Genomic DNA, 26,313 nt, shown 5'->3' with positions numbered 1-26,313 from the left:
CGAGTACCGTGGACCGCGGCAATGTAGTGAAGCTTCGTCGTTTGTCGCAGATCAGCTTCTTTGTTCTGTTTTTCCTGCTGTTGCTGTTCACCGAATTTCGCGGCTCCGTTCGCAACGCCGGTAGCGACGTCCGACTCGGTTATCCTGTTCGACTCTTCTTCGAACTCGACCCCTTGGTCAGCATTTCAAACGCGCTTGCCAGCCACGCGCTTTATCGCGGACTCCTCTGGTCGCTGCTGATCCTCATTGGCACGCTGTTCTTCGGTCGCTTCTTCTGTGGATGGATCTGTCCCATGGGCTCCATTCATCATTTCCTGGGTAGCTGGAAATCGGAGAGCAAGCGCGGCAAACAACTGATTGAGTCCAATCATTACAAGCGCTGGCAGAACACAAAATACTACGTTCTGTTTGCCGTGCTCGTGGCGACAGCGTTTGGTTCGGGGTTGGTGGGATGGGTCGATCCGTTCTCCTTCCTTGTGCGTTCGCTTGGCCTTTCCGTGCTGCCTGGTCTGAACTACGCGCTCAATGGTTCACTGGGATGGCTTGAGCACAGCAAGTTCGTCCCGTTCCAGTTTGTCGGCGCAGGGTTGCACACTATTCTGGGCGCGACAGCGCTGCTGTCCTTCAAGCAGCCATACTTTCGGACCGGAGTTTTTCTCGGCATCATTTTTATATTCATCCTCGCGCTCAATCTGCGAGTCACGAGATTCTGGTGCCGTGCAATCTGCCCTCTTGGAGCCTTGCTCGGTATCGTTTCGCGCTGGTCGATTCTGGGTCTGCAGAAGGACCCGAAAAGCTGCAACAACTGCAATCGTTGTCTCATGCATTGCCAGGGCGGCGACGATCCCATTGCGACCGCGAAGTGGCACAAGTCCGAGTGCGTACTTTGCCTGAACTGCGTCGAATCGTGTCCCGAGAAGAGTGTCTCGTTTAAGTTCTTCCCCGAAACGTCGCTAACGCAAGAGACTCCGAATCTGCGGCGTCGCAAGGCCATCACCGGACTGGCCGCAGGTGCGGCTGCTGTTCCGCTACTTCGTAGCACCGCTGGATTTGCCGCCGGACGCGACGAGCATCTACTTCGTCCGCCAGGGTCGCTGAAAGAGAGCGACTTTCTGCAGCGTTGCATCCGCTGTGGCGAGTGCATGAAGGTTTGTCCCAACAACGCGTTGCATCCCGCATTCACCCAAGCCGGACTCGAAGGGCTGTGGACGCCCGTTGTCGTGCCGCACATTGGATACTGCGAGCCAAGCTGCGTCCTCTGTTCGCAAGTGTGTCCAACGGGTGCTATTTGGGAAATCACAGCGAAAGAAAAAGGCTGGGTTGTCGGAGTAGGCGGTAGCAGCGATACAAAACCCATCCGCATCGGGACCGCGTTCTATGATCGCGGGCGCTGTTTGCCTTGGGCAATGGCTACCGACTGCATCGTGTGCGAGGAGTGGTGCCCGACCTCGCCAAAAGCCATTTACGTGCAGGAAGCTGAAGTTATCGATGCGAGCGGCAAGCCGAAAACGATCAAGCAGCCGCGCGTCAATCCCGAGCGATGCGTAGGCTGTGGCTCATGCGAGCATGCGTGCGTGCTGCAAGACCGTCCCGCCATCGCGGTCACCAGCGTCGGCGAAAGCCGGTCGCGTGATAATCAGATTCTTCTTAACAGAATCAAGGAAAGAGGTAAGAAATGACGATGCGCAATACTCTGCGCGCTGCCAGCGTGCTATTGATGCTGGCATTGCTGATTGCTGCAGGATGCAAGAAACAGGGAGGCGCTGCGCCGTTGCCCGCGTCCAACGAAATTGCAGGCTGGGAAAAGACCGGCGATACGCGAACATTTACGTCAGCCAATCTTTCTGACTACATCGACGGTGGGGCTGAGCAATATATAAAGGCAGGATTCAAGAACGCAGCCACCTCTGATTACAAGTTCCAGAACAAGCTCGAAGCCGTCGCCGATGTGTATCACATGAGCGACGCCAACGCCGCGAAGACGATTTTCGATGCCGATCCCGCTGGCGATGCTAAGTCGGTTCCGCTCGGAGATGCAGCTCGTGCGTTTAGTCAAAGCGTTGTGTTCCGCAAAGGACCGTATCTCGTTCGCATCGTTGCATACCAGGATTCACCGGACACACAGCAGGCTCTGATCAGTTTGGGGCAGGGAATCGAAAAGCGAATCTCGAAGTAAGGCCGTGCGCAACCGCCGATAGGAGGCATTCATGAGCTCAAAGCAGGACACCAACCGTCGCGACTTTTTGAAGACCTGTGTTGCCGGGACTGTAGCCCTGGGAGCTGGAGACGCATTGGCTCTGGCGAATAGCGTTCATACGGTCGCGTCTGGCAAATCGAAGATCGTGATCGCAAAGGACGGCGCTCTGCGTGGCAATGGTTCAACACCCGATCCAGCGCGAGTTCGCGCGCTACTTGATCGTGCGATGGAATCTTACTTCGGCATCAAGAATCCCATCGATCCATGGAAGCGACTTGTGAAACCCGGCGAAGTAGTCGGACTCAAGGTCAACACCATTGCTGGGCACGGGCTCTCGACCAACGTCACGCTGGTCGAAGCCATTGCCGAGCGACTGCAGCAGGCCGGAATCAAACCCGATGACATCGTGATTTGGGATCGAACGAATCACGAACTGGAGCGGGCGGGATTCAAGCTTTCCTCCGCTCCCTGCAAAGTTCGTTGCATCGGTACGGACGCCGTCGGCTATGAGGATGTTCCTGAGAAGTTCGGGGTAGCCAGTTGTTGCCTGTCCAAGATTCTTACGCGCATGTGCAACGTTACGATCAATGTTCCTTTGCTGAAGGATCACGGCGGCGCGGGCGTCACGGCCAGCATGAAGAACATGTATGGCGTCATCAACAACCCGCAGAGCTGCCACGATAATGGCTGCAATCCCGCTGTTGCCGACGTGAACATGCTTCCGTCTATCCGCAAGAAGGTTCGCTTTACCATCTGCGATGCGACCAGTGCCTGTTACCACGGCGGTCCCGGCTACAAGCCCGAGTATGTATGGCGAGCCGACAGTCTCATTGTCGGCAGCGACCCGGTTGCATTGGACCACACCGCGTGGCAGATGATCGAGCACAAGCGCGCAGAAAAAGGTTTGAAAACGCTCGAAGCCGAGGGTCGTGCACCGCGTTATATCAGCACCGCTGCCGATCACATGCATCGGCTCGGCACCAATGATCCCGGACGAATCACGCTCGTAGAGGTGTAAAGGTCATGAAGAGCGGTAACGAGATGCAATCGGAAAACAGCGGCGGCGTCAGTCGCCGCGAAGCGCTCTTTACGTTATCGAAGCTCGGTGCAATTGGAGCGTGTACTGCTGCGCTTGGCACATGGCTGAGCGGGCGTAGCCGCAAGCCGGTTGAAACCGTTCTAACCAACGTTAAGCGTAGCCACCTCGTCGCACCCGATACGAGATTCCCCGATGTGGTCATCGCTCAGGGCGGCGAACCCGTGCAGTTGGTGCAGGCTGCGCTTCGCGAACTCGGCGGGATTGAGCGATTCATTTCCCGTTCCGATGTCGTTCTCGTAAAGCCAAACATTGGATGGGATCGCACTCCCGAACAGGCGGCCAACACCAACCCCGATGTTGTCGCCGAAGTCGTTCGGCAGTGCGTGAAATCTGGCGCGAAGAAGGTTATCGTCACCGACGTCAGTTGTAACGATCCACGCCGCTGCTTTCAACGCTCAGGAATAGCTGAAGCCGCTCGCTCTGCCGGCGCCGAGGTGGTTCTGCCTGATCCGAGTCGATTCCGCGAAGTCGATCTCGAGGGGCAAGGTCTGCGCAATTGGCAAATCTTCGAGCCATTCCTTACGTCCGACAAGATCATCAATCTCCCAATCGCTAAGCACCACAGTCTCAGCGGCGCGACTCTCGGCATGAAGAATTGGTTTGGAATGCTAGGTGGTTCGCGAAGCCAATTGCACCAGCACATCCACGAGAGCCTCGTTGACCTGGCCGATTTCGTTCGGCCTACACTAACGATGGTGGACTGCTATCGCATTCTCGTGCGCAACGGCCCAACCGGCGGAAGCTTGGCCGACGTCGCTCTAAAGAAGACCATGGTGGCCGGAACCGATCCGGTGGCAATCGATGCCTACGTCGCCAAGACGTATTGGAACCTTGGCGTGGATGCCATGCCATATTTGAAATTAGCCAGCGAGCGCGGCTTAGGTAAATTCGATTTTGAGAAGGTCAACTCGCGACTGGTAACGTTGGGATAAGTACCGCATTTCATAAGCGCACATACCGCAGAAACGGGTGTCATGGAACGAACTAATTCATTCACAAAGCTACTCGCTCTTGGAGTTCTCTTTGTTGCCTCCAGTGCCTTGGCCGCAACGGCCTCGGCTCCAGATCAGGCAAAAATCGACAGTGGTGAGATCAAGGGTGCCGTCAATGGCAGCGTAGTGTCATTCCTCGGTGTGCCTTTCGCCGCCCCTCCGGTCGGCGATCTGCGATGGAAAGCTCCACAGCCCGTCAGCCCGTGGAAGGGTGTCCGAACCGCAACCAGTTTCGGCGCCGATTGCTTGCAGGTGCCATTCCCATCCGACGCCGCACCGCTCGGCGGGCCACTAAGCGAGGACTGCCTGTACGTTAACGTCTGGAAGCCCTCGCAACCCACGGCTAAGAAGCTGCCAGTCATGGTTTGGATTTACGGTGGAGGCTTCGTAAATGGCGGCACGTCGCCGAGTGTTTATGACGGCACGCACTTCGCGGAAGACGGCGTAGTGTTCGTCAGCTTCAACTATCGCGTCGGGCGTTTCGGATTCTTCGCACATCCGGCGCTGACCAAGGAAACTCCGAACGGACCGCTCGGAAATTACGGCTACATGGATCAGATCGCCGCGCTGAAATGGGTGCAGCGCAACATCGCTTCATTCGGAGGCGATCCTAAGAACGTAACCATCTTTGGAGAGTCGGCAGGTGGCGGCTCGGTATTAACTCTTCTTACATCGCCCGTTGCTCAAGGGTTATTCCAAAAGGCAATCGTTGAATCTGGAGGCGGTCGCGATCACCTGATGGGATTGCGTTATCTCGACAAGAGATCGCCGCAAGGGAATCCCTCAGCCGAAGAACTCGGCGTGAATTTTGCCAAGAGTGTTGGAATCGAAGGAACGGACGCCAGCGCCCTCGCTGCGCTTCGTAAGCTCCCAGCCGACAAGGTCGTCGCGGGGCTGAATATGGCGACCATGTGGCAGGCTGCAAACACATATTCCGGCCCCATGCTCGATGGCTACATCGTTCGTGAAAGCCCACAGTCGGGTCTGCTGTCGGGACATTGGCCGAAGATCCCTGTCATGATCGGCGCAAATAGCTCGGATATCGGCTTCCCTCGCGGCCGTACGATGGACGATATCTTCGCTCCGTTTGGTCCTGAAGTTGAGAAGGCAAAGGCCGCATTCAATCCCGAAAAATCAGACAACGTCATGATGGTTGGTGTTCGCATAGCTTCCGACCAGATGATGGTGGAACCTGCGCGCTTCGTGGCTCGCGCGGTTGCCGCATCTGGCTCTCCAGCATACGAATACCGCTTCTCGTACGTGGCGGAATCCATGCGCTCGTTCCTGAAGGGCGCTCCGCATGCGACGGAGATTCCGTTTTTATTTGACACGATCAAGGCCGTACACAATGTGAAGACCACTGATCAGGACGAAGCAATCGCTCGAAAGTGCCACGCATATTGGGTGAATTTCGCGAAAACCGGAAAGCCAAGTGGCGCTGGTCTGCCGGAGTGGCCGGCATACAAACCGGATTCCGACATCATTATGGATTTCACCTTGCAAGGGCCGGTGGCGTCTTCCGATCCGTGGAAGAAGCGACTTGATCTGGTAGAGGCGTTGGCTACACCGAAACGCAACGAACCAGGACAAGCATCGGAACCAATACAGGGCAGGTAAACGAGAAGGCCCGCCTTTAGCGGCGGGCCTCAGCTTTTCCTAAACTCGCTTATCTCTTCAATCCAGTAGCAATCTGAATGTTGATTGCCGATGATGTCTCGTCTGACATGAGCATCCAGTGTCCGTCGTGAGATACGCTGATACACGAGAACGCCGGAGGCTGCTTTGCCAATCGCAGAACCAGAATCGGCATGTTCGCGTTCTTCGCAAGAAAGCGGATCGACCATCCCGACTCGTCCTTATCGACGTAATAGACGCCATCAGATGTAATGCACCAGCTTCCCCAATAGTTCACTGGTGGTCCGGGCGCGGCAAGCTCTTCTTTTCCTCCCGCCACAGGCTGTCGCCAAAGGCCAGGCAAAGCGTACTTGGTGTAGTAAACCCACTGACCATCCGCAGACTCAGCCGCTACAAATCCGCCGTCATGAGTTACTTGCCGCGCCTCGCCAGTGGTAGGGGAAACCTTCCAGATTTGCCAGCGATCACTGCGCTTCGCGCCAAAGTAAACCCACTTCGAGTCATGAGACCAGTTCGGAATGATGTCGTTCGCAGCGCCTGAAGTGAGCGCTCTTCGATTCCGGCCATCGGCCTCCATAATATAGATATGCGAACGGTCGCCAACGCGGCTGTCGAATGCAATCTGCCTTCCGTCAGGAGACCAACTGGGACTTCCTGTGAGCGGGCCGTCGAACGACGTCAGTTTCATCGGCCGGGAGCCGTCTCTGTCTGAGAGCCAGATCTCCTGCGCACCAGAACGTATCGACTGATACGCAATCAGCCTGTCATCCGGAGACCATTTCGGAGCGGAGTCTTGTGTCATCGATGATGACAGTATGATTGGCGCAGCCCCAGGGTTCTTGAGATCGAGCTTCAGAATGCTCCAGATGTTGACGCCCTGGGAGTAAGCGGCGCGGTCGCCATCGGCAGACATTGCTGGATCCCGAGCGTTGTCCGTGCCAAACGGAAGGCGCTCAGGTGCGCCCCCTTGTATCGATACCTGCCACAAGCCCGGACTTCCTCCCTCATCGCTGGAGAATACAATTTTCCTGCCGTCAGTTGTCCACGCAAGCCCATACTTCTGCCTCTGACGGAACGTGACTTGGCGGATATTGCTGCCGTCCGCGTCCATGATGTACACGTTGCGCGTAGCCGCATCCGCGCCGCGCACGAATGCGATCTTTCGTCCGTCAGGGGAGTACGCCGGAGAGGTGTCGCCGTCCCAACTCGGGTCGGGGCGTGTAAGTTGTTTTGCTTCAAAGGTTTTCAGTGACAGGGAATAGATAGAAGACGAACTGTCCTGCGTCTTGTCGTCCGAGAATAGCAGCTTATCGCCAGTAGGCGACCAGGAAAGCCCGGGGCTGTCACTGTCCACTGCGCCATGGAGTCGATACACCTGCCGCTCCTCGCCTCCAGTGACTGGTACGAGGAAGATTCCGTTGCCTTTTGAAGACTGAGATAAGAATGCGATCCACTTGCCGTCAGGGGACCATGCCGGACTGTATTTCGCGTCGGGCGTTGACGTGACCCGCAGCGGAGGTTCGCTCCCGATGAGCTTTATATAAAGGTTAGGATTCTCGTCCTTCACCCCGCCGTTCCAGATAAATGCTATCTGGTTGCCATCGGGCGAGAAGGTTGGAGAGGTAGCGCGGCCCGGATAGGACGTAAATGGAACAATGCGGACATCTCCATATTCTGAGGACTGCCTCGAATGCATCGCCCAAATGAGTGCCGGGATAGCTGCGAGCAGGAACCCAGCCACCAGGGACGGCCACGCCGCCGCGATTCTCGCTCTGAACATCGATGACCGCTTCGGGGAAAGCTCGGCCACCGCTAGGGCGTCTGCTGGCTCCAGCGAAGCTGTTGCAGTTTCTGCGATCGGTTCGGGTTCAGGTAGCGCTTCTTCTTCCGGAGGCGCCTCAAAGGTGACGGGCACCATGAGCCGATACCCTTGCTTGTTAATCGTCTCGATTACACGTGGCGCATGCGGATCGTCGTTCAGCGCGTGGCGAAGCTCAGAGATGCATCGGGTTAACGACGCTTCGCTGACATAAACGTTGGGCCAGACCGCCTGGATGAGTTCTTCCTTTGAGAGCACTTGGCCGGAGTGGGTAGCTAGCTCGACGAGTACGAGCATCACCTTCGGCTCGAGACGCACAACTGAATTACCGTCCTGCATCCGGTTCCGAGCAGGCTCGATCTTCCAGTCGCCAATACGGAAGTCACCTTGAAACGGCATCGTGACCGATCTCTCTAGATATTTCATGCCTCAGGCACAAACCTCGGCGTCCCCGGGCGAGAAACTCCAAAATGACATATTTCATTCCTGTGCAGCTCAGTGTAGCTGATTCTAAAGGGGAAATCACCGCTGATGAATCGCTGAAGTTCTTCGTGGAGATTCATTAGGAAAGCATCCACGGCCCATTCTTGCTTGGGTTCCGTGTCCTTAGTACTCTCGCTGCGGTTCAGAGCTTAGCAGAAGATAAACCGGAGCAAGTCCACGGGTGGGGAGTGCGTTTGAGACCCCTCCCGGAGAGATGAGCCCTCAAGAAGTAAAGTGGCAGATTCGCCAACTGAGTTCAGGCCTACAGGGACCAGTAAAGGTGGACGCCTTGCACGAGTTGTCTTGTTTTACATATTCATGGAGGAAGGAACATCTATGTCCCAAGTAGCGAAGCGCTGGCATGTGCCGGTGCTGGTACTTGTTCTCCTGCTGATGATTTGTTCCGCCGCGATCGCCCAAGTTATCAATGGCACGATCACCGGCGAGGTAAAGGATGCTTCGGGAGCTATCGTTCCGAAAGCGACCGTTACCGTCGAAGACAAGTCCATCGGCGTACACCAGGTCACAACCACGGATGCTCGGGGTGTCTTCTATTTCCCCTCTCTGCCCAAGGGCACCTATTCGGTCACAGTTTCTGCAGCAGGCTTCAAGCAGTTGGATAAGATCGGAATCCCGCTCTCCAACGGCGACCACTTGAATACCGGCGAGTTCAAGCTCGCGGTTGGTGGCAGCAAAGAGACCGTGACGGTCGAAGCCGATGCGGGCCAGATCCAGGTTCAGAGCGAAAGCGCTGAACGTTCTGCAACGATCACTGGTCAACAGCTCAATGACCTCGGCATGAACGGCCGCATGATCCTTGACTACCTCAAGGTCATCCCCGGCGTTGTCAGCACGTTCAATGGACAACAGTCCAGCAAGGGCGGGCTCGGCAACATCCAGGTGAACGGCGGTCGTGGCGGTATGACCGGCTTTACCATTGACGGCATCAACAACGTCGACAATGGTTGCAACTGCGCCACACAGATCACCATCAACCCTGACGCCATTGCTGAAGTCAAGGTGCTGACCTCGAACTATCAGGCGGAATACGGCAAGTCCGCCGCCGGCCAGGTCTCGGTCACCACGAAGGGTGGCGACAATCAGTTCCACGGCAATCTTCGTTGGTTCCATCGTCATGAGGGTTTCAACGCTGAGCAGTGGTACGACAAGCAGGCGAATGCTGTCTATTTCCAAGCTCATCCAGATGCCGCGAAATCTAGCGAACCCAACCCGAAGCAGAAGTATCGCTACAACTACTTCGGCGGACAGATCGGCGGACCGGTGCTCATTCCGGGAACCGACTTCAACAAGAACCGTGACAAGGTGTTCTTCTTCTTCAATCAGGAGTGGTATCGCCAGCTTCTGCCGGATGGCTTCGATAAGGTGTATGTCCCTACCGAGGCTGAACTGAACGGCGACTTCTCCCAGAGCCGAGACGGCTATGGCAACCTGGTCACGATCAAGGATCCTAACGGCAATCCTTATCCTGGCAAGCAGCTTCCCAACATCAACAAGAACATGCAGGCGGCTCTCAAGGCCGTATATCCACGCCCGCGCGCTTCTGATTGGGATCCGCGAATGACTTGCGGCAGTGATGGGAAGTCACAGTGCTATCAGTACAACTACATCACCAACAAGACCACGACTCACCCCCGTCGCGAAGATATTGGCCGTCTTGATTACCAGATCAACTCTGCCAACCGCGCATACTACAGCTATGCCAACAATGACGGCTCCCAAGGCCTGCCTGAAGGCATGAGCCCCCAGGGTATTTCTAACTTCATGTTCCCTGGCGGTATGAAGCTGAATGAACCGGGCTACAACACGGTTCTGCACCTTACTAGCACCCTCTCGCCGACGATGGTCAATGACGTGTCGTTTGGCTGGTCCGTCAACAGACAGTGGATCAACTCTGTTAATGATGCAGTTCTTGCCAGCAAGTACAACCTGAATATTCCGCTGGTTTACCCGGTTGGCGCGGATTCGCCAATCCCTGACTTCAGCTTCGGCGCCCGTAATAACCAGACCGGCACCTGGAGCTATTTGGGTTCAATTCCTTGGCGCAATGGCGCGACTGTCATTGACTTCAACGACAATCTTTCCAAGATGGTCGGCAAGCACATGTTGAAGGCCGGCATCCTAGTTGAACGCAGCCGCAAGGACCAGGGCTCTTGGGGCAACGCGAACGGTTCGTTCAACTTCTCCACCAACAACAAGGATCTTCCGGCTTCTCTTGACACGGGCGACAGCTACGCGAACGCTCTGCTCGGAAACTACACCAGCTTCCAGCAGCAGAATGGCCGTCCGCGCGGCTTCTATCGCTACTGGAACGTTGAGTTCTTCGTGCAGGACACCTTTAAGGTGACCAGCCGATTGACCTTGGATTACGGCATGCGTTACGCCTGGGTCCAGCCGCAGTACGATGCTCGCAATCAAGTCAGCTACTTCGATCCTTCTGCCTGGGATCCCAGACAGACTGTTCGCCTCTACAAGCCGACGCCGGCTGATGGCGGAAACACCGGTTACGATCCTGTTTCCGGCGCGAAAGTCGCTCAGAACATGATCGGCTCCATCGTTCCCGGATCCGGTAACCAGTTCAATGGTATGGTTTCGGCTGCAAACGGCGGATATGCCGGTGGCTTCCAGAACCGTTGGTTCATGCCTGAGCCGAGCATCGGTCTCGCTTACGATTTGACCGGGAACTCGAAGCACGTTGTTCGCACCGGCTTCCGTATCGCGCACGACCGCTTCCAAGGCAACCCGATCTACAACCTGGCAGTTGGCAACATGAACGGTGCTGACCCGACGTTCAAGGGCGGCACGGTCGATGCGCTTCCCTCTCTTGCTGCGACGGCGCCGATGGCACCTTTCAAGGTCTATGGCTTCGACAAGACTGGCAAGGTTCCTACCATCTACAGCTACAGCTTCGGCATTCAGAATGACATAGGCTGGAACACCATCCTGGATGTGTCTTATGTTGGCAATGTTCAGCGTCATCTCTCGCAGAAGCACAACCTGAACGCCGTTCCTTACGAGACCACGTTCACGCTCGCCGCTCAGGATCCTTCGAAGTACGGCAACAACAACCACGTTGTTACCGATGAATCCTCCTGGATCGGTTCGGCTTGGACCTCGAAGGGATTCCACTATATGGGCGACAACGCCTTCAATCAGGTCTTCCTGGCTCCTTATCAGGGCTATGGGGATATCGAGTACTGGACCTGGGACGGCGTCGGCAACTACAACTCGCTGCAGGTCGCTTTGAATCGTCGTTTCGGCAACAACCTGACTTTCGGCGTGGCTTACACGTTCTCGAAGACCTTGGTAACCTCCAGCGCAGACGGTGATTGGACCAACATCCTTCCCGGCGGCGTGCGGAAGTTCAACTACGGGTATGCATCGTTCGATCGCCCGCACAACCTGGTCATCAACTACGTTTATTCGCTGCCTAAGTTCAGCAAGCACCTCGGTGGTTCGAAGCTTCTCTCCTACATCACCGATGGTTATCAGTTGGAAGGTTTGGCTCAGTTCATCAAGGGCACGGCTGGAAGCGCAGGAACCAACTACACGATCAATGGCTGGTACATCGCGCCTGAAATCACTGGTTCCTACACGGAAGGTCCGAACACCGTCACTCTGTTCAACCCGACCAAGGGCAATGGTGGAAATCCGTATTCTCACCTGAACCCGAGTGCTTATGCTCTACCTGAAATCGGCACCTCTACCCCGCAGCGTCGCGGCTATCTGCGCAACGGCGGAACGAATAACTTCGATATGTCGGCGTATAAGAACATCCCGCTCGGTGGCAATGAATCGCGCTACCTCCAGCTCCGTGCCGAGGCGTTCAACGTGTTCAATCACCCGCAATTCTGGGGGATCAACACCGACATGGGCAGCCCGAACGTTAACGACCAACTCAATCCGTGGGGCAACCTGTTCGGAAACTGGAGCAATTGGTCGAAGGCAAGCCCGGTTCAGCCCAGCAAGCTCCGTCCTGCTGGCCAGAAGGGTAACATCGGCAACTACTTTGGCGAGTACAACAATGGCGGCAACGCCCGCGTGTTGCAACTGGCTGTAAAGTTGTACTTCTAACCACAAGCGAGGCCCGCAGCGTAAGTTGCGGGCCTTTTTTCATCTTTTTACGAACTTTTACAAGCTCGCAGAGGATGTTCCACGCCGTTACGGCGCGGTTGCAAATGGGATACCAGCGTGAAAACTCGTCGCGATTTCATGAAACTCGCAGTGGCTGGAGTGGCGACCTCGGCGATGGCCGAATCTGTACTCCCGCACTCTGACCCGTCTCGGGTTGCCCCCTCTCCAACCGGATCCATCAGCATTCATGTCACATCCGGTGAAAAACGATTCCAAGCTCAAAATCCAGTTCAATGGAAGGCCGCAAAACCGCGTTCTCGCGATGTTGTTGTGCTTGATGAAGGCAAGAAGTTTCAGGAAGTGCTTGGCTTCGGAGCCGCGCTGACAGATGCCGCGTGTCACAACTTCAATGCGCTCACGCCTGAAAAGCGGGATGAGCTATTACACGAAATCTTTGATCCGTCGCAAATGGGTTGCAGCGTCAGCCGAATCTGCATTGGCGCAAGCGATTATTCATGCAAACCGTACTCCTATTGCGATGGCGATCCTGACCCTGAACTAAAGCGATTCTCGATGGAACACGACAAGGAAATGATCCTTCCGGCCATCAGAGCCGCGCGCTCCATCAATCCTGATCTGTTCTTGCTCGCCTCTCCCTGGAGCCCGCCGGGTTGGATGAAGTCCAGCGGCACCATGCTTGGTGGCGCAATGACCAAGCGGAATTATGAGACTTACGCGCGTTATCTCGTTCGCTTCCTGCAGGAGTACCAAAACGAAGGTGTGCGCGTGAATGCGTTGACCACGCAGAACGAGGTCGATACCGACCAGGACGGAAGAATGCCAGCCTGCCTCTGGGGGCAGGAGTACGAAGCCGAATTCATCGTTCGCCAGCTTGGTCCGCAATTGCTGCGGAACAATCTCGACACAAAGATTTGGCTTCTTGACCACAACTATGACCTCTGGGGACGTGTGACGTGCCAACTCGATAAGCCCGAACTGAACAAGTACGTCGATGGTGTTGCATGGCACGGATATGTCGGCAAGCCCGAGTTCATGACACGAGTGCATGACTTCCACCCTGACAAGCACATGTACTTTACCGAGGGCGGCAGTGACGTTGCGGAGAAAGATTACGTGACGAACTGGTGCAAGTGGGGAACCACGTTTGCCGGCATCATGCGCAACTGGGCTCGCTGCGTCATTGTGTGGAACTACATGTTGGATGAGAACGGTGGTCCCAACATCGGACCCTTCCAATGTGCAGGCATGATCACTCGCAACTCGAAGACAGGAGAGCTGACGCGCAACGGTATCTACTGGGCAATGGCTCACTATTCACGTGCAGTGCGCCGAGGCGCTCGTCGCGTCGGATCCGATGGAGAGATCGCGGGCCTGGCACATGTCGCCTTTGTGAATCCTGATGGAAAGCGGTCGCTCGTGCTTACCAACACAGGTCCGGCTCGCTCCATAGCGGTGCAACTCGGCACTGGTTCAGCCGAAGTCAATTTGGATGCGGATTCCGTCACCACCCTAACGTGGGGTGCCTGAACTACTGTACCCGGAGACAGAAATGCTGAAATATTTCAGTAATACAAAGTTTCGTTACGGCTTATTAATAGCATTTGTAATTACAGCGTTGATCGCCATCTCCAGTTGCAGCGGCGGAGGTTCTGGTTCTTCCTCTACACTGATTCCAACTCCGACGGCAGCGACTCCAACCTTCTCGCCAGCTGCAGGCACTTATACCGGCACGCAGTCAGTGACCATTGCGGACAGTACTTCTGGCGCGACGATCTATTACACGACAGATGGCACCACGCCAACCACATCGTCCTCGGTCTATAGCACTGCCATACCTGTAAGCTCTACGACGACGATCAAGGCGATTGCCACCGCGTCCGGTTACACGACGAGTGCGACGGCTTCGGCCACCTACACAATTCAGACGCCGACGGCTGCTACCCCGACCTTCTCGCCAGCCGCAGGAACGTACACCAGTACGCAATCGGTGACCATCTCCGACAGCACGTCTGGTGCGACTATCTACTACACAACGGACGGCACCACGCCGACAACATCGTCTTCGGTCTATAGCACTGCCATACCTGTAAGCTCTACGACGACGATCAAGGCCATTGCCACCGCATCGGGATACACAACGAGTGCGACGGCCTCGGCGACGTACACAATTCAGGCGCCGACGGTTGCGACACCGACGTTTTCTCCAGCCGCAGGCACGTACAACACTGCGCAATCTGTAACAATCTCTGATACTACGGCGGGTGCGATTATCTACTACACGACGGACGGCACCACGCCTACGACATCGTCCTCCGTGTACAGCAGTCCGATTCCTGTAAGTGCTACGACCACTATCAAGGCGATCGCCTCTGCGCCTGGATACACCACCAGCGCTGTTGCTTCGTCCACTTATGTAATCCAGACCGGCAGTTCCAGCGGAACGCCTGTCGCGGTTGTCATAACGAGTGCCGATTACGGACACAAATTGGAAGCGCAGCCGAACGTGACTTTCGCGACAGGAACCGCTTCAGCATCAACCGCAACCATCGTTGTTGACGAAATGCAAACCTATCAGCAGATCGAAGGCTTCGGCGCGGCATTTACTGACACTGCGGGATACCTCCTGAATCAGGTTGCCCCTACCTCTGAACGCGATGCAGCGATGAAGAATCTGTTCACCCGCGAGGGCAACGGAATCGGTCTCAGCTTCATGCGCAATCCAATGGGCTCTTCGGATTTGGCGCGCACACTGTACTCGTATGACGACAACAATGGTGTGGCCGATCCTTCGTTGGCCAACTTCTCCATTTCCCATGATCAGGCTGACATTCTGCCACTGACGCTGAAGGCAAAGCAGCTCAATCCTCAGCTCAAGATCATGGCTAACCCGTGGAGCCCGCCGGGTTGGATGAAGACGAACGGTTCCATGGTGGGCCAAGCCTGCTCAAGCAACACACTGTTGAGCAGCATGTACACGCCATTCGCAAACTACTTCGTCAAATATATCCAGGCGTACGGTGCTGCAGGCGTCGATATCGATTACATCTCTCTGCAGAATGAGCCGCTCTACACGCCAACCAGTTACCCCGGAATGTGCATGCAGGCGGACCAGCAAACGACGGTTCTGCGTGACTTCATCCTGCCGGCACTTACCGCCAATAATCTGAAGACCAAAGTATTGGTATACGACCACAACTGGGATGGCACGAGCTTCCCGCAGACAGTGTTCAGTGATTCCACGATCGCGGCCTCGACCCAAGTTGCCGGAATCGCGTGGCACGGATACGGTGGAACTCCCGGAGCGCAGACGCTGTTGCACAACCAGTATCCGCAATTTGGGCAATACCAAACCGAACACTCCGGTGGTACCTGGGTGAACAACCAGGGCCAGTCGGACTTCGAAGAGATCACCCAAGTCATGCGCAACTGGAGCAAGGCATACGTAAAGTGGAGCCTTGCTGTGGACGAAAACCTCGGGCCTCACTATGGCGGGTGCGGAACCTGCACGGCTCCCATCACGGTCAACAGCACCACTGGTGCTATCAACTACAATCTCGAGTACTATACGCTCGGAATGTACAGCAAATACATTCTGCCCGGCGCCACTCGAATCTACTCCAGCAACGCGCCCGGACTTCTCAGCAGTGCATATGTGAATCCGGATGGTTCCAAGGTGCTGGTCGCATTCAATGACACGTCCAGCTCCATGTCGTTCCAGATCCAGTGGGGCGATCAAACGCTCTCGTACACGCTAGCCAGCCAGACGGCCGCGACCTTCACGTGGAGCGGTTCTCAGGCTGCAGTGCCAACGCTGAATGCCAAGTCCAAGGTCATGACGTCCAGCTACAGTTCCGTGACAGGGTTCCAGACTGAAACCAACAGCGACGGGACTGCTGCCGGCTTTGATCTAGGCTACAGCTCAACCGGTTCGACCGCTGTTTACAAGAACGTGGATTTTGGAACCGGCGTGAGCGGAATGAACCTGCGTGTTGCTTGCAGCGGAAGCTGCGGCGGCTCCGTCGAGTTCCACCTCGACAGCCCGAGTGGTACGGTAGCTGCCACGGCAAGCTTGCCGAGCACCGGAGGCTGGCAATCTTGGCAAACCGTAGCCGGAACGATGAACGGATCAACCACCGGCGTGCATGACGTCTACATGGTCATCAAGTCCGGAGGCGCAAACCTCAACTGGTTCCAATTCAACTAGAAGTCGCATCCTGATCCTCGCGCAGTTCCGGAATATCGGAACTGCGTTTTTTTGTTGTCATGACAACGCTCCTGTTTGTTCGAAGATTCTCGATCTTTTACGACGATTCCTCAGCCCGACACTCATCTCACTTACAGTAGTGGTCTTACAGAGTAGAGCGCATGCCATTTGTCAGCATCGAGAATTCGCCACTAGCAGGACGCCCTGCCGAGATTCACTATCGCGAGTTTGGGAACGGCGCACCTCTCGTCTTCCTCCATGGTGGCTGGGGATACCACATCTATCCCCTCAACAGACAGCTACGTGATCTGAAGTCGCACAGAGTCCTGATCCCCGATCGGAGCGGTTATGGGCTTTCGACCAAGCCTGCCGAGTCTGGCGCCGACTTTCATTATCGAGCGGCTGAGGAAACATTGCTCTTCCTCGACGCATTGGGGATTCGGGAAGCGACACTTTGGGGGCACAGCGATGGTTCGGTCATCGCAGTAAACATCGGCCTGATGGCTCCCCAACGCTGTCGTGGTCTCATCCTCGAATCCTTTCATTACTTCCGTCGCAAGATTGCGTCGCGCCAGTTCTTTGAGGCTATGGCATCTGCTCCCGAAAGCTTTGGTCCACGCGTATCTGCGGTTCTCGCCCATGAGCATGGTGAAAACTACTGGCGCGAGTTGGTGAAGATGGAGGGGTCTACATGGCTGCAAATCGCAAAGCTCGCCGACTCAGGTACGGCAGACCTTTATGACGGACGACTGCGGGATTTGCAGGCTCCAGCAACATTCATTCATGGTGCTCGCGACCCGCGCACCGATCCTGGAGAACTGGACGCTGTTCGATCTGAGCTTCCGTCTTCCGAGATTCGCTTGATCGACAATGGAGAACACTGCCCTCACAGCGAGAGAAATGCGTTCGACGAGTTTACCGCTGAACTTCTGCGCGCGTTGAATATGTCAGAGGCGGTGGAAAGCGGTAGCTAAATCTGCCTTCTTCGCGAACTCGCACCGCGGTACAAACATTTGAATCGTTGTACGTCAGGTCTGAATCTTTTCACAGTAAGTGGCGCGGGAACGGGTTGGTTCTGTTCCTGATTCATTTCCGGCACACTCGCGGTACCGTAAGCAACGCGCGGTAGATCGCTCGATTCCCGACCGGATCCAGCAAATATATCGACGCATGTAAATCCACTACCGGTGTATCCGGAATGGGTGCGAGATGGACAATCGCGTGCAAAGGTTGCCCACGGCCGCCATCTATACGAGTGATACCGGTCACAGAACAAGGGAACTTGATCGTGGGATTCTCTTCGGCAAGCCAGAACATCGGCAGAAGCTAATGGCTCAGCCACTCGCCACATCTGCGACTGCCGAGGGGTAATACACAGCACAACGTAAAGGTGTCGAGTCTCACAGGTAGAGGATGCCTGTTACTCGCTCACCCTGACGCGCCTCGAGTGAAGTTTCAGAGGTGCGAACTACGTCATTCATTTGTGACTGACGGAGACAGGATCAGTGTCGGAAATGCCTGTCTGTACGTTCGAACGAAAGAATTCATTACTGATTCGAGGAGAATGTGGATATATGGCGACCGTAGCTATCGGAGATTATGGGCAACTTCAACCGAGATCGCACGCTAACAAGGTGGTGACGATCCACCCCAAGCCTTTGCTTGGAAAAGTAGCGCTTGTAACTGGTGGCGCGCGCGGAATCGGACGCGCGATTGCGCTTGAACTTGCAAGCCGCGGCGCATCGGTCGCCATCAACTATCGTTCCAGCGCAACAGAGGCAGACAAGGTCGCTGTAGAGATCAACGGCCTCGGTTCTGACAGTCTGCTTATTCAAGGCGACGTTTCCTCCAACGAAGATTCGAAGTGCGTGATGGAAGCAGTGTTGGATCACTACAAGCAGATCGACATTCTCGTGAACAACGCGGGGATCACGCGTGACCGCACTCTGCGCAAGATGTCGGACCAGGAATGGAACGACGTGCTCAACACGAATCTCAACGGCACGTTCTTCTGCACGCGCGCGGCACTGCCCTCGATGATTCAGAACCGCTATGGCCGCATCGTCAACATCGCGTCTATCGTGGGTCAGGCCGGAGCTTATGGGCAGGCAAACTATGCGGCCAGCAAGGGCGCCATCATTGCCTTCACCAAGACTGTCGCGCTTGAAGTTGCTCAGTACAACATCACTGCCAACGTGATTGCTCCGGGCTATACAGCAACCGACATGGTCGCAGCAATGCCTGATGAGGTGCTGAAGAGCATCGAGGCAAAGATCCCGTTGAAGCGCCTCGGCCAGCCTCAGGAAATTGCAAAAGCTGCCGCCTTCCTCATTACCGATGGCAGCTATATCACCGGACACGAACTCAATGTGAATGGCGGAGTGCACATGTGATTCGGCAATCGATAAGCCTTCGAGTGGGTGTCCCAGTTGACACCCACCTTGGCCCTCCGACGAACTCGTCAACTATTCACTTGACACGGCAGTAAAGCGGAGTAACATTGCTGCAATGCAGCATAGTGCGCAGCAATCGCTAATGCTCCCAGGAGAGAACATGAGCACGAAATCCAGCAAGCCTGAACCCGAAGCAGCAGGAAACACCCTTTGCCCAGCGTCGTATGCCACTTTGCTCCAGAAGGGATTTGCCGAAACCGTAAAAGCCAGTAAGACGTCGCTCGATCTAGCTGCTGAACAGAACGCGCAGCTCGTTGCAGCCTACAAGAAAGGCTTGAATCCAGCGATTCCGGGCTCATTCCTGTTTGACCTCGCCGGTCAGGCGTTCGCAGGCTATGTGGAGTTGCAGAAGCAGTTACTCGATGTCGCTGTCGAGCAGAGCTCCGCGTTTGTGGAAGCCGCGAAGGAAGTTAGCCACGACACGAGCAAAGCGCAAAGCGAAATCACGAACCTCGTACAACAATCCGTACAGCGCACGGTTGAAGTTCAGGCTTCATTGCTGAATTACGCAGCGAAGCAATCAAGAGTCGTCAGCGAAGTTGTGAAGCAGCAACCCGGCATCGCGGGCACTTCCAACGAAGCTGTTGCGAACACGGTTCAGCAAACGGTAGAAACTGTCATCACGGCTCAGAAAGACATCCTGAATTCCGCCAGCAAGGCTGTGAAGGCAGCTGCCGCCAAGGCATAAGAACTGCACAAATCTTCATCACATCTCGGAGCGCCGCATCAGGGCGCTCCATTTACTTTTGCGAACTGCGTGAGGATCTTTTATGAACGAAACAAAGCCTGAGATAACGAAACCATTAGACCCATTTGAGCCGTGGCGGAAGATGCGCGATTCCTACATGGAGGTCTGGGCAAAGGCCATGGGCGAGACCGTGAATTCGGAAGCATACAGCCAAGCCACTGGCGCAATGCTTGAGAGCTTCTTCATGACGGCGCCTTTCCGTGAAGCTCAGAAGAAGATGATGTTGAGTGCGTTGGAACAACTCAACATGCCGTCGCGGGAGGAAGTTCTAAGTCTGGCTGAGCGGTTGTCCAATCTCGAATTGCTGCTTGATGACATGGACAATAAGCTCACAACTCTTCTTCGATTCGCGACAGAGAATGCATCGAAGTCAAACTACCCCGAGCCTGCACAGATTTCGTCCGAGTCGGCCATACATGCTGCCGAGCAGCCGTTGCAATCACAGCCAGCATCGCAGACCGAAACGCTCAATCAAGTGCCAGAGGTCGACCGTTCGCTTCCGGTGGAGCAGTCGGGTGATGCGAAGTCAGAGGCGGAGTTGCGCACAATGCCCGTTCCAAGCGAATCGGCACCTCAGAGCGAGCAACAGGAGAAGAAAGCAAGTTGATGGAGTTGCAGGCGAGCGTTCAAAACTCGCCAGCACCTCACATTGCAATACCACCATTGATCGCGAGTTCCTGCCCGGTGATGTAATCACCATCCAGGGCCAGGAACGCCGCCGCCTTTGCGATCTCCTCTGGCCTGCCCAAACGACGCAGAGGAATCTTCGTCTTTATTTTGGTAAGAACCTCTTCCGGCATCGCCGCCACCATCTCTGTCCCGGTATAACCAGGCGCTATGCAGTTTGCCGTGATGTTGTGCTTCGCCGTTTCCAGCGCGAGCGCTTTCGTGAATGCCGCAATGCCGCCTTTGCTCGCAGCATAATTGGCCTGGCCGAATCCGCCGATCTGTCCTATGAGTGAGCTGATGTTGATAATCCTGCCGAACTTCTGCTCCATCATCACTGGCAACACAGCGCTCGTGCAGTAGAAGGTTCCGTTCAGATTGACGTTAATAACGTGCGCCCAATCCTCATCGGTCATCTTGCCCAGGGACTTGTCCCGCGTAATCCCAGCGTTGTTTACCAGAATGTCGATTCGCCCCAGCCTGTCCAATACACCTTGCACGATCTTGCGGGCCTCAGCACTCGAAGACACGTCGCCCTGAAACACCTCGCAACGTCCACCGAACTGGCAAATCTCTTCAGCCAGCGATTCCGCCAGCTCGCGATTCGTCCGATAGTTAACGGCCACAATCGCGCTTCGGTGCGCGAGCTCAACAGCAATGGCACGACCAATGCCACGAGATGCCCCGGTGACAAGGGCCACCTTTCCTCCGAGAGCGCCAACGCGTCGCTCTTTCCCAATCCACTTCTCAGCCGCCATTCAACAACTCCTGCCGACACCGCTTTCACTTTTGTAGCGGAAGACTTCAATTGCGATGCGTCTCTCAGGGCGCGAGATGACAGTGTTCATGTACTCTGCTTTTCTCGCCATTGTATGAACAATGTGGCTTACAATTCAGAGCACTTACTGAGGTGAGTGATGTCTTATGACCGCGAAGCGACAACCAAAACTGAACCTCAAGAACAAAGGCCGCAAGTGGATTCATATGATTCGGGGCACGAGTACAGCATCGAGCACTTTGTCGAACTTCGAATGCTGCTTGAGGATGATGACGACCAGCGCTCGAGCAAAAGAGTAAAAGCTGCCGCTGCGTAATAGGCAAGCAGCTACGGTGTAGCCATTCTTACAAAAAGCGAGCGCAGCAGGTGTTCTCCTTGCTGCGCTCTTCATTTCAGATTGGATTCAACTCAGAAGTGGAACCCTCCGCCACAGATCAGAACTTCGCCTGTGACGTAGTCAGATAATGGAGAGCAGAAGAACAGCACTGCGCCTGCTGCTTCCTCTGGAGTGCCGAGTCGCCCCAACGGACACGAGTGCTTCACCGACTCCAGCATGGATGGTTGTACTCCGATTTTGATCTGATGTCCGTGCATCTCCATGTTGGCGTTCTCGCCCGTTAGCGGTTGCACCAGGCGGGTGTTGATCAGGCCAAATCCTACGGCGTTTACATTCACGTTGTAACGGCCCCATTCCTTGGCGAGTGTCTTTGTCAGTCCAATCACACCTGCTTTGCCGGATGAGTATCCCGCCTGGCCTGCATTGCCGTCCGTTCCGGCGATGGAGGTAATGTTTACGACCTTGCGCATCACGGTCTTGCCCGCCGCGATCTCTTCTTTTGCTTTGTCTCTTATGTACGACGAAGCCGCTCGCAAGATCCGAAAGGGAACTAACAGGTGGATTTCGAGCATGGCGAGAAACTGTTCGTCTGTCGTCTTCTGTATCACTCCATCCCAGCTATATCCGGCGTTGTTCACGATGATATCGAGCGAGCCAAAAGATTCGATCGTCTTCTGCACTAGTTTGTCCGGAGTCGAAGGATCTACAAGATCACCTGTACAGTGCTCGACCCTGTAGCCGGACCTTTTAAAGGCTGCTTCCGTTTCGCAAAGCGCGGATTCATCAAGGTCGTTGACCATCACCTTGGCTCCAGCCGCAGCCAGCTTCTCTGCTATAGCCCGTCCAATACCCCGCCCGGATCCCGTGACTAGCGCCGTCTTGCAACAAAGACTAAAAGACATAGTTCTTCTCACCTTCCCCAAACACGATCATGCACAGTGATTTCCTGACAATTCTTGATTTGTGCAGTGCAGCATAATTTATGAGATGCGTTCAGAATGGAATCGGAGCAGACTTCGAAACCGCTTTTCGTTCAGAAAATAGATACCTCCCACGGTCCCATCGCTCGCGAGGCCGCCGTCACCTCAGGAATGTTGAGCAGCAAATCGCAGTTCTTTGCTCGTCAGCTCTGATTTCGCCATATACTACAGCGCACGTCAGGCGTGGGGCTGGCGCGATAACTCGTGCAAGTTCTTCTTTGTAGATCAAAACTCTCCGTGAGCACCGTGATGCATGGCCTGCGGGCGTGCTTCAAGTGGAAGGCATTGCATGGGAATACCTGAGAAGATCCCTGATGACGATGCGACCATAGTTGGCGGCATCGCCGCAGTCCGGGCATCGCGAAGCAGTAACTCCGGAGTTCACTCGCAGGTCGGGCCTGTCTACGAGACAGGCACCTTGCTGGTCGGTCGCTATCAGATTATGGAGCTGCTCGGCCAGGGCGGCATGGGTGCGGTCTACAAGGCACATGATCGCGAACTTGATCGCACTGTGGCGCTCAAAACGATTCGCGCGGAAATGGCCGGGAATGCCGAGATGCTTGCGCGCTTCAAGCAGGAGATCATTCTCGCCCGCCAGATCACTCATCGCAATGTAATCCGCATTTACGACATCGGCGAAGCTGATGGTGCAAAGTTCATCACTATGGAGTACGTCGAGGGTGATGATCTGCGCTCACTGTTGCAGCAGAAAGGTAAGTTCTCCGCCAACGAAGCTGTAGAGATAATGAAGCAGGTGTGTCGCGCATTGGAGGCGGCGCATGTCGAAGGTGTGATCCATCGCGACCTGAAGCCGCAGAACATCATGCGCGATCAACATGGACGTATCGTCGTCATGGACTTCGGCCTCGCACGTCCGTTTGGACTTGATGGACTCACGCAGACGGGCGTACTCGTTGGGACGATGGAATACATGTCCCCCGAACAAGCAATGGGTACGGCGGTCGATGCTCGCTCGGACCTCTTTGCTGTCGGACTTATCTTCTTTGAACTCCTCACTGGCCGAGGCCCTTACAAAGCTGACACTGCGATCGCCAGCCTGCTCAAACGGTCGCAGGAACCCGCTGTGCACGCATCGCAAGTCGATAAGGCGATTCCTCCCGTGCTGAGCGATATCGTCGCCAAATCCCTTGAACGCGATCGCTCACGCCGCTACCAGAACGCTAGCGAGATACTTCGGGATCTCGAACTTTGGCAGTCTGGCAGCGCGGTTAAGGTGAAGAAGATTCGGCGGTCCGCCTCCGCCAAGGTGAAGAACGCCGCATACGCCGTCGCAACAGTGGCACTCGTGGCAGTTTTAATCGCCGTGTTCATCGGACTTCGTCACAGATCTTTCCCATCGGCCCCGCAACATGCTGTAAATGCGACACCTGCTGTGTCGATTGCGTTTCTCCCGTTTCGCAATGCGACCGGCGACCCTGCGCTTGACTGGGTCGGGGCAAGCATTGCAGAAACACTGAGCAGTGGAGTCGGCCAATCTCCATGGCTGCATATCGCGTCCGCCGATCGTATTTATCAGGTTCTCAGAGATTTGAGGATTTCACCTGGCGCACCGATCGACGAGAGCACACTCCGTCGCGTTGCCGATTTCAGCAGCTCTGACCAACTCATCTCAGGACAGTATGCGCGGCATGGCAATGTGCTTGAGATTGAAGCGACAATTCAGGACTTCAAGAACTCGCACACGAAGAATCTCAAGGCCACAGTTTCAGACGAAAGCCAGTTGCTTCCTGCCATCGGCAATCTGTCGCGCTCGGTACAGGAGAACTTGTCTCTACCCGATGCAGCGATACAAGAATTGCGCGCCGCGGCCTTTGTTCCTTCTACAAAGTCTGTCGATGCCTTACGTGAATACACCGCAGGATTGCAGTCCGAGCGCGAGGGTAATCACCTGGCTGCGCAGAAGCGATTCGAAAGTTCTGTAAAGCACGATCCTGAGTTCGCGTTGGCATACTGGCGACTCGGCCAATCCTATGCGGAACTGGGCTATGCCACTGAGGCTGCATCTGCATCGCGAAAGGCGGTTGACCTCAGTACGAATCTCCCGGAACGCGAAAGGCTGATGATTCGAGCAAGCCACTCCCGGGTCATCAACGACACCGAAACCGCGATTCGAAATTACGAGCAACTGGCAACGCTTTCGCCAGAAGATGATGACCTTCAGTTCGCACTTGCGAAGCTGTATCTTTCGACCGGAGCCTACGACAAGGCGCGCGAACAGTTTCAGCGAATACTAAGTCACGATCCGAAATCTGTTGATGCGCTTATTGGAATGGGTAAAGTCGAAACCGTTCGGCTCAACCCGCAGGACAGCATCGAAACCCTCAACCGGGCTCTGGCGCTAACGATCCAGTTCGGTAACGATGAACGAAGAGCAAAGGTGCTGCAGGATATTGGTGTTGCATATCGGCAGTTGAACAAGCCCGATGACGCGCTGCGCTACGCTCAGGAATCCCTTGACATTCGCCGTCGCCTTGGCCAACAGCAGGGAATTGCTGAGAGCCTTCACACGATTGCTCAAATACAAACTCGGCAGGGCAAAATGGAGCCCGCCATTCAGGGTTTTGAAGACGCCATTCGCATCCAACGCGCCATTGGCGATAACCGCGGACTCGCCGACACGTTGATCGATTACGGAAATCTTTACAACGAACGCAGTGATTACGACCGCGCCCTCAAGGCGTACAAGGAGTCGCTGCAGATTGAGCGTAATCTCGGGGACAAAACTCTCGAGGCTGTAAACCTGAACAACATCGCATTGATATACGTCAATAAAGCGCAATACGACGACGCACTGAGTTATTACGAACAAGCCTTACACCTGCGCGAGCAACTTAAAATCCCGAGCGATGTTGCAGACACCTTGCACAATCTCGGAGACGTCGCGACCTATACCGGTCAGAACGATCGCGCGCTTAGCAATTATCGGAAAGCGCTCGACATTCGCCGTCAGACAGGAGATCGCCGTGGAGCCGCAATGGATGAGCAAAGCATCGCCTTCGCCTTTGAGCAGCAGGGAAATTTCGGCGCGGCCTTGAAGTCCACCACTGAAGCTGCTCAGACTTTTCGCGAGTTGCAGGAGCACGGCTTTTGGGTTGCCGAAGTGCTTGGCGCTTACGGCAATGCGTTGAATCTGTCTGGACGATGGGCAGAGTCGCAGCAACCTCTGGACGAGGCCTTGGCGATTGCGCGTGATCTCAAGAATCCTGACGTGATAGCGGAACTACTGAACTATCAAGGCGACCGCCTGTTCTATGCCGGGGATATCAAGGGCGCTCGCGCGTTCTATGAACAGTCGATGAAGTCCGTGTCTCATCCTGATGCAGATCCGCACTTACTCCTTACTTCAAAGATCAATGTTGCCAAAGCGATGTTGAAAGCAGGAGACATCTCCGTCGCACTTCCGCGTCTGCGCTCCGCTGAAGATCAAGCGCGCACTCTCGGATTGAAGTATCAGGAGATTGCGGCCGGCGTTGCTTTTTCCGAAGGACTGATTGCGAAGAAAGATCTTGCGAATGCTCGACGAGAGCTCAACAGCGCTCTCGAGCAGAGCGAGCGTCTTGGCTTCCGTGCACAAACTGCCCAGATCCGCTATCTGCTCGCAAACACGATGCGCGCCAGCGGGGAAGGTGGAGAAGCGGATCGAAACCTGCAGGAAGCCCGCCGAATGATAGATCAGCTTTCAAAGGAATCAGGCGATAGCATCACGAAGCGTAGTGACTTACTGGCCATCGCGCGTTAATTCGTGATGAACAAAATAGAGCCGGAGCAACTCGCTCCGGCTCCCAACA

The 26,313-nt window shown here is 55.3% G+C and carries 16 protein-coding genes; 13 read left to right on the top strand and 3 right to left on the bottom strand.

Annotated features, from left to right (window positions below; all coding sequences use genetic code 11):
- The first annotated feature begins 8 nt into the window (after nucleotides 1–8).
- The 5 genes from AC6IZD_RS16390 to AC6IZD_RS16370 are packed head-to-tail and all read left to right on the top strand — an operon-like array spanning nucleotide 9 to nucleotide 5,905.
- Complete coding sequence (locus tag AC6IZD_RS16390) at nucleotides 9–1,679, top strand: 4Fe-4S binding protein (protein WP_497784534.1); 1,671 nt, start codon at nucleotides 9–11, stop codon at nucleotides 1,677–1,679.
- Nucleotides 1,676–2,176 (top strand): DUF6599 family protein, encoded by a 501-nt coding sequence (locus AC6IZD_RS16385; RefSeq protein WP_497784533.1) that lies wholly within the window; start codon nucleotides 1,676–1,678, stop codon nucleotides 2,174–2,176. The genes AC6IZD_RS16390 and AC6IZD_RS16385 overlap by 4 nt, the downstream gene beginning before the upstream one ends.
- Before the next feature lie 31 nt (nucleotides 2,177–2,207).
- Nucleotides 2,208–3,215, top strand: coding sequence for a DUF362 domain-containing protein (locus tag AC6IZD_RS16380; protein ID WP_497784532.1), 1,008 nt, complete (start codon nucleotides 2,208–2,210; stop codon nucleotides 3,213–3,215).
- 5 nt (nucleotides 3,216–3,220) lie between these two features.
- Entirely contained in the window at nucleotides 3,221–4,228 is a 1,008-nt protein-coding gene (locus AC6IZD_RS16375) for a DUF362 domain-containing protein (RefSeq protein WP_497784530.1), read from the top strand.
- Nucleotides 4,229–4,270: 42 nt separating this feature from the next.
- Nucleotides 4,271–5,905, top strand: a complete 1,635-nt coding sequence (locus AC6IZD_RS16370; RefSeq protein WP_497784529.1) for a carboxylesterase/lipase family protein — start codon at nucleotides 4,271–4,273, stop codon at nucleotides 5,903–5,905.
- A 49-nt stretch (nucleotides 5,906–5,954) separates the two neighbouring features.
- On the opposite strand, the gene AC6IZD_RS16365 is transcribed toward AC6IZD_RS16370, so the two are convergent.
- Entirely contained in the window at nucleotides 5,955–8,141 is a 2,187-nt protein-coding gene (locus AC6IZD_RS16365; protein WP_497784527.1) for a winged helix-turn-helix domain-containing protein, read from the bottom strand.
- 420 nt (nucleotides 8,142–8,561) lie between these two features.
- Between AC6IZD_RS16365 and AC6IZD_RS16360 the strand changes: the two genes are divergently transcribed.
- The 7 genes from AC6IZD_RS16360 (at nucleotide 8,562) to AC6IZD_RS16330 (ending at nucleotide 20,350) form a co-directional block, all read left to right on the top strand.
- Nucleotides 8,562–12,317, top strand: coding sequence for a carboxypeptidase-like regulatory domain-containing protein (locus AC6IZD_RS16360; RefSeq protein WP_497784526.1), 3,756 nt, complete (start codon nucleotides 8,562–8,564; stop codon nucleotides 12,315–12,317).
- Nucleotides 12,318–12,434: 117 nt separating this feature from the next.
- Nucleotides 12,435–13,865, top strand: a complete 1,431-nt coding sequence (locus AC6IZD_RS16355; RefSeq protein ID WP_497784524.1) for a glycoside hydrolase family 30 protein — start codon at nucleotides 12,435–12,437, stop codon at nucleotides 13,863–13,865.
- Between the two features lie 22 nt (nucleotides 13,866–13,887).
- Nucleotides 13,888–16,542, top strand: a complete 2,655-nt coding sequence (locus AC6IZD_RS16350; RefSeq protein ID WP_497784522.1) for a chitobiase/beta-hexosaminidase C-terminal domain-containing protein — start codon at nucleotides 13,888–13,890, stop codon at nucleotides 16,540–16,542.
- A 161-nt stretch (nucleotides 16,543–16,703) separates the two neighbouring features.
- Nucleotides 16,704–17,516 carry an alpha/beta fold hydrolase gene (locus AC6IZD_RS16345; protein ID WP_497784520.1) on the top strand — a complete coding sequence of 271 codons (813 nt, stop codon included), beginning with the start codon at nucleotides 16,704–16,706 and terminating at the stop codon, nucleotides 17,514–17,516.
- A 600-nt stretch (nucleotides 17,517–18,116) separates the two neighbouring features.
- Nucleotides 18,117–18,935 carry a 3-oxoacyl-ACP reductase family protein gene (locus AC6IZD_RS16340; RefSeq protein ID WP_497784519.1) on the top strand — a complete coding sequence of 273 codons (819 nt, stop codon included), beginning with the start codon at nucleotides 18,117–18,119 and terminating at the stop codon, nucleotides 18,933–18,935.
- A 160-nt stretch (nucleotides 18,936–19,095) separates the two neighbouring features.
- Complete coding sequence (locus AC6IZD_RS16335; RefSeq protein WP_497784517.1) at nucleotides 19,096–19,683, top strand: hypothetical protein; 588 nt, start codon at nucleotides 19,096–19,098, stop codon at nucleotides 19,681–19,683.
- Between the two features lie 82 nt (nucleotides 19,684–19,765).
- The gene (locus AC6IZD_RS16330) at nucleotides 19,766–20,350 is read left to right on the top strand and encodes a poly(R)-hydroxyalkanoic acid synthase subunit PhaE (protein WP_497784516.1); all 585 of its coding nucleotides are present in this window, start codon (nucleotides 19,766–19,768) and stop codon (nucleotides 20,348–20,350) included.
- A 37-nt stretch (nucleotides 20,351–20,387) separates the two neighbouring features.
- On the opposite strand, the gene AC6IZD_RS16325 is transcribed toward AC6IZD_RS16330, so the two are convergent.
- Both AC6IZD_RS16325 and AC6IZD_RS16320 read right to left on the bottom strand, forming a co-directional pair.
- Nucleotides 20,388–21,167, bottom strand: coding sequence for a 3-oxoacyl-ACP reductase family protein (locus AC6IZD_RS16325; protein ID WP_497784515.1), 780 nt, complete (start codon nucleotides 21,165–21,167; stop codon nucleotides 20,388–20,390).
- Nucleotides 21,168–21,595: 428 nt separating this feature from the next.
- On the bottom strand, nucleotides 21,596–22,426 hold the full coding sequence (locus AC6IZD_RS16320) for an SDR family NAD(P)-dependent oxidoreductase (RefSeq protein WP_497784514.1): 831 nt from the start codon (nucleotides 22,424–22,426) through the stop codon (nucleotides 21,596–21,598).
- Nucleotides 22,427–22,793: 367 nt separating this feature from the next.
- Between AC6IZD_RS16320 and AC6IZD_RS16315 the strand changes: the two genes are divergently transcribed.
- Nucleotides 22,794–26,264, top strand: a complete 3,471-nt coding sequence (locus tag AC6IZD_RS16315; RefSeq protein ID WP_497784512.1) for a tetratricopeptide repeat protein — start codon at nucleotides 22,794–22,796, stop codon at nucleotides 26,262–26,264.
- Nucleotides 26,265–26,313: the final 49 nt, after the last annotated feature.

This window comes from Koromonas humicola, from assembly GCF_059726255.1.
The sequence above is the reverse complement of the archived record's forward strand: the minus strand, read 5'-3'. Positions and strand labels throughout refer to the sequence as shown.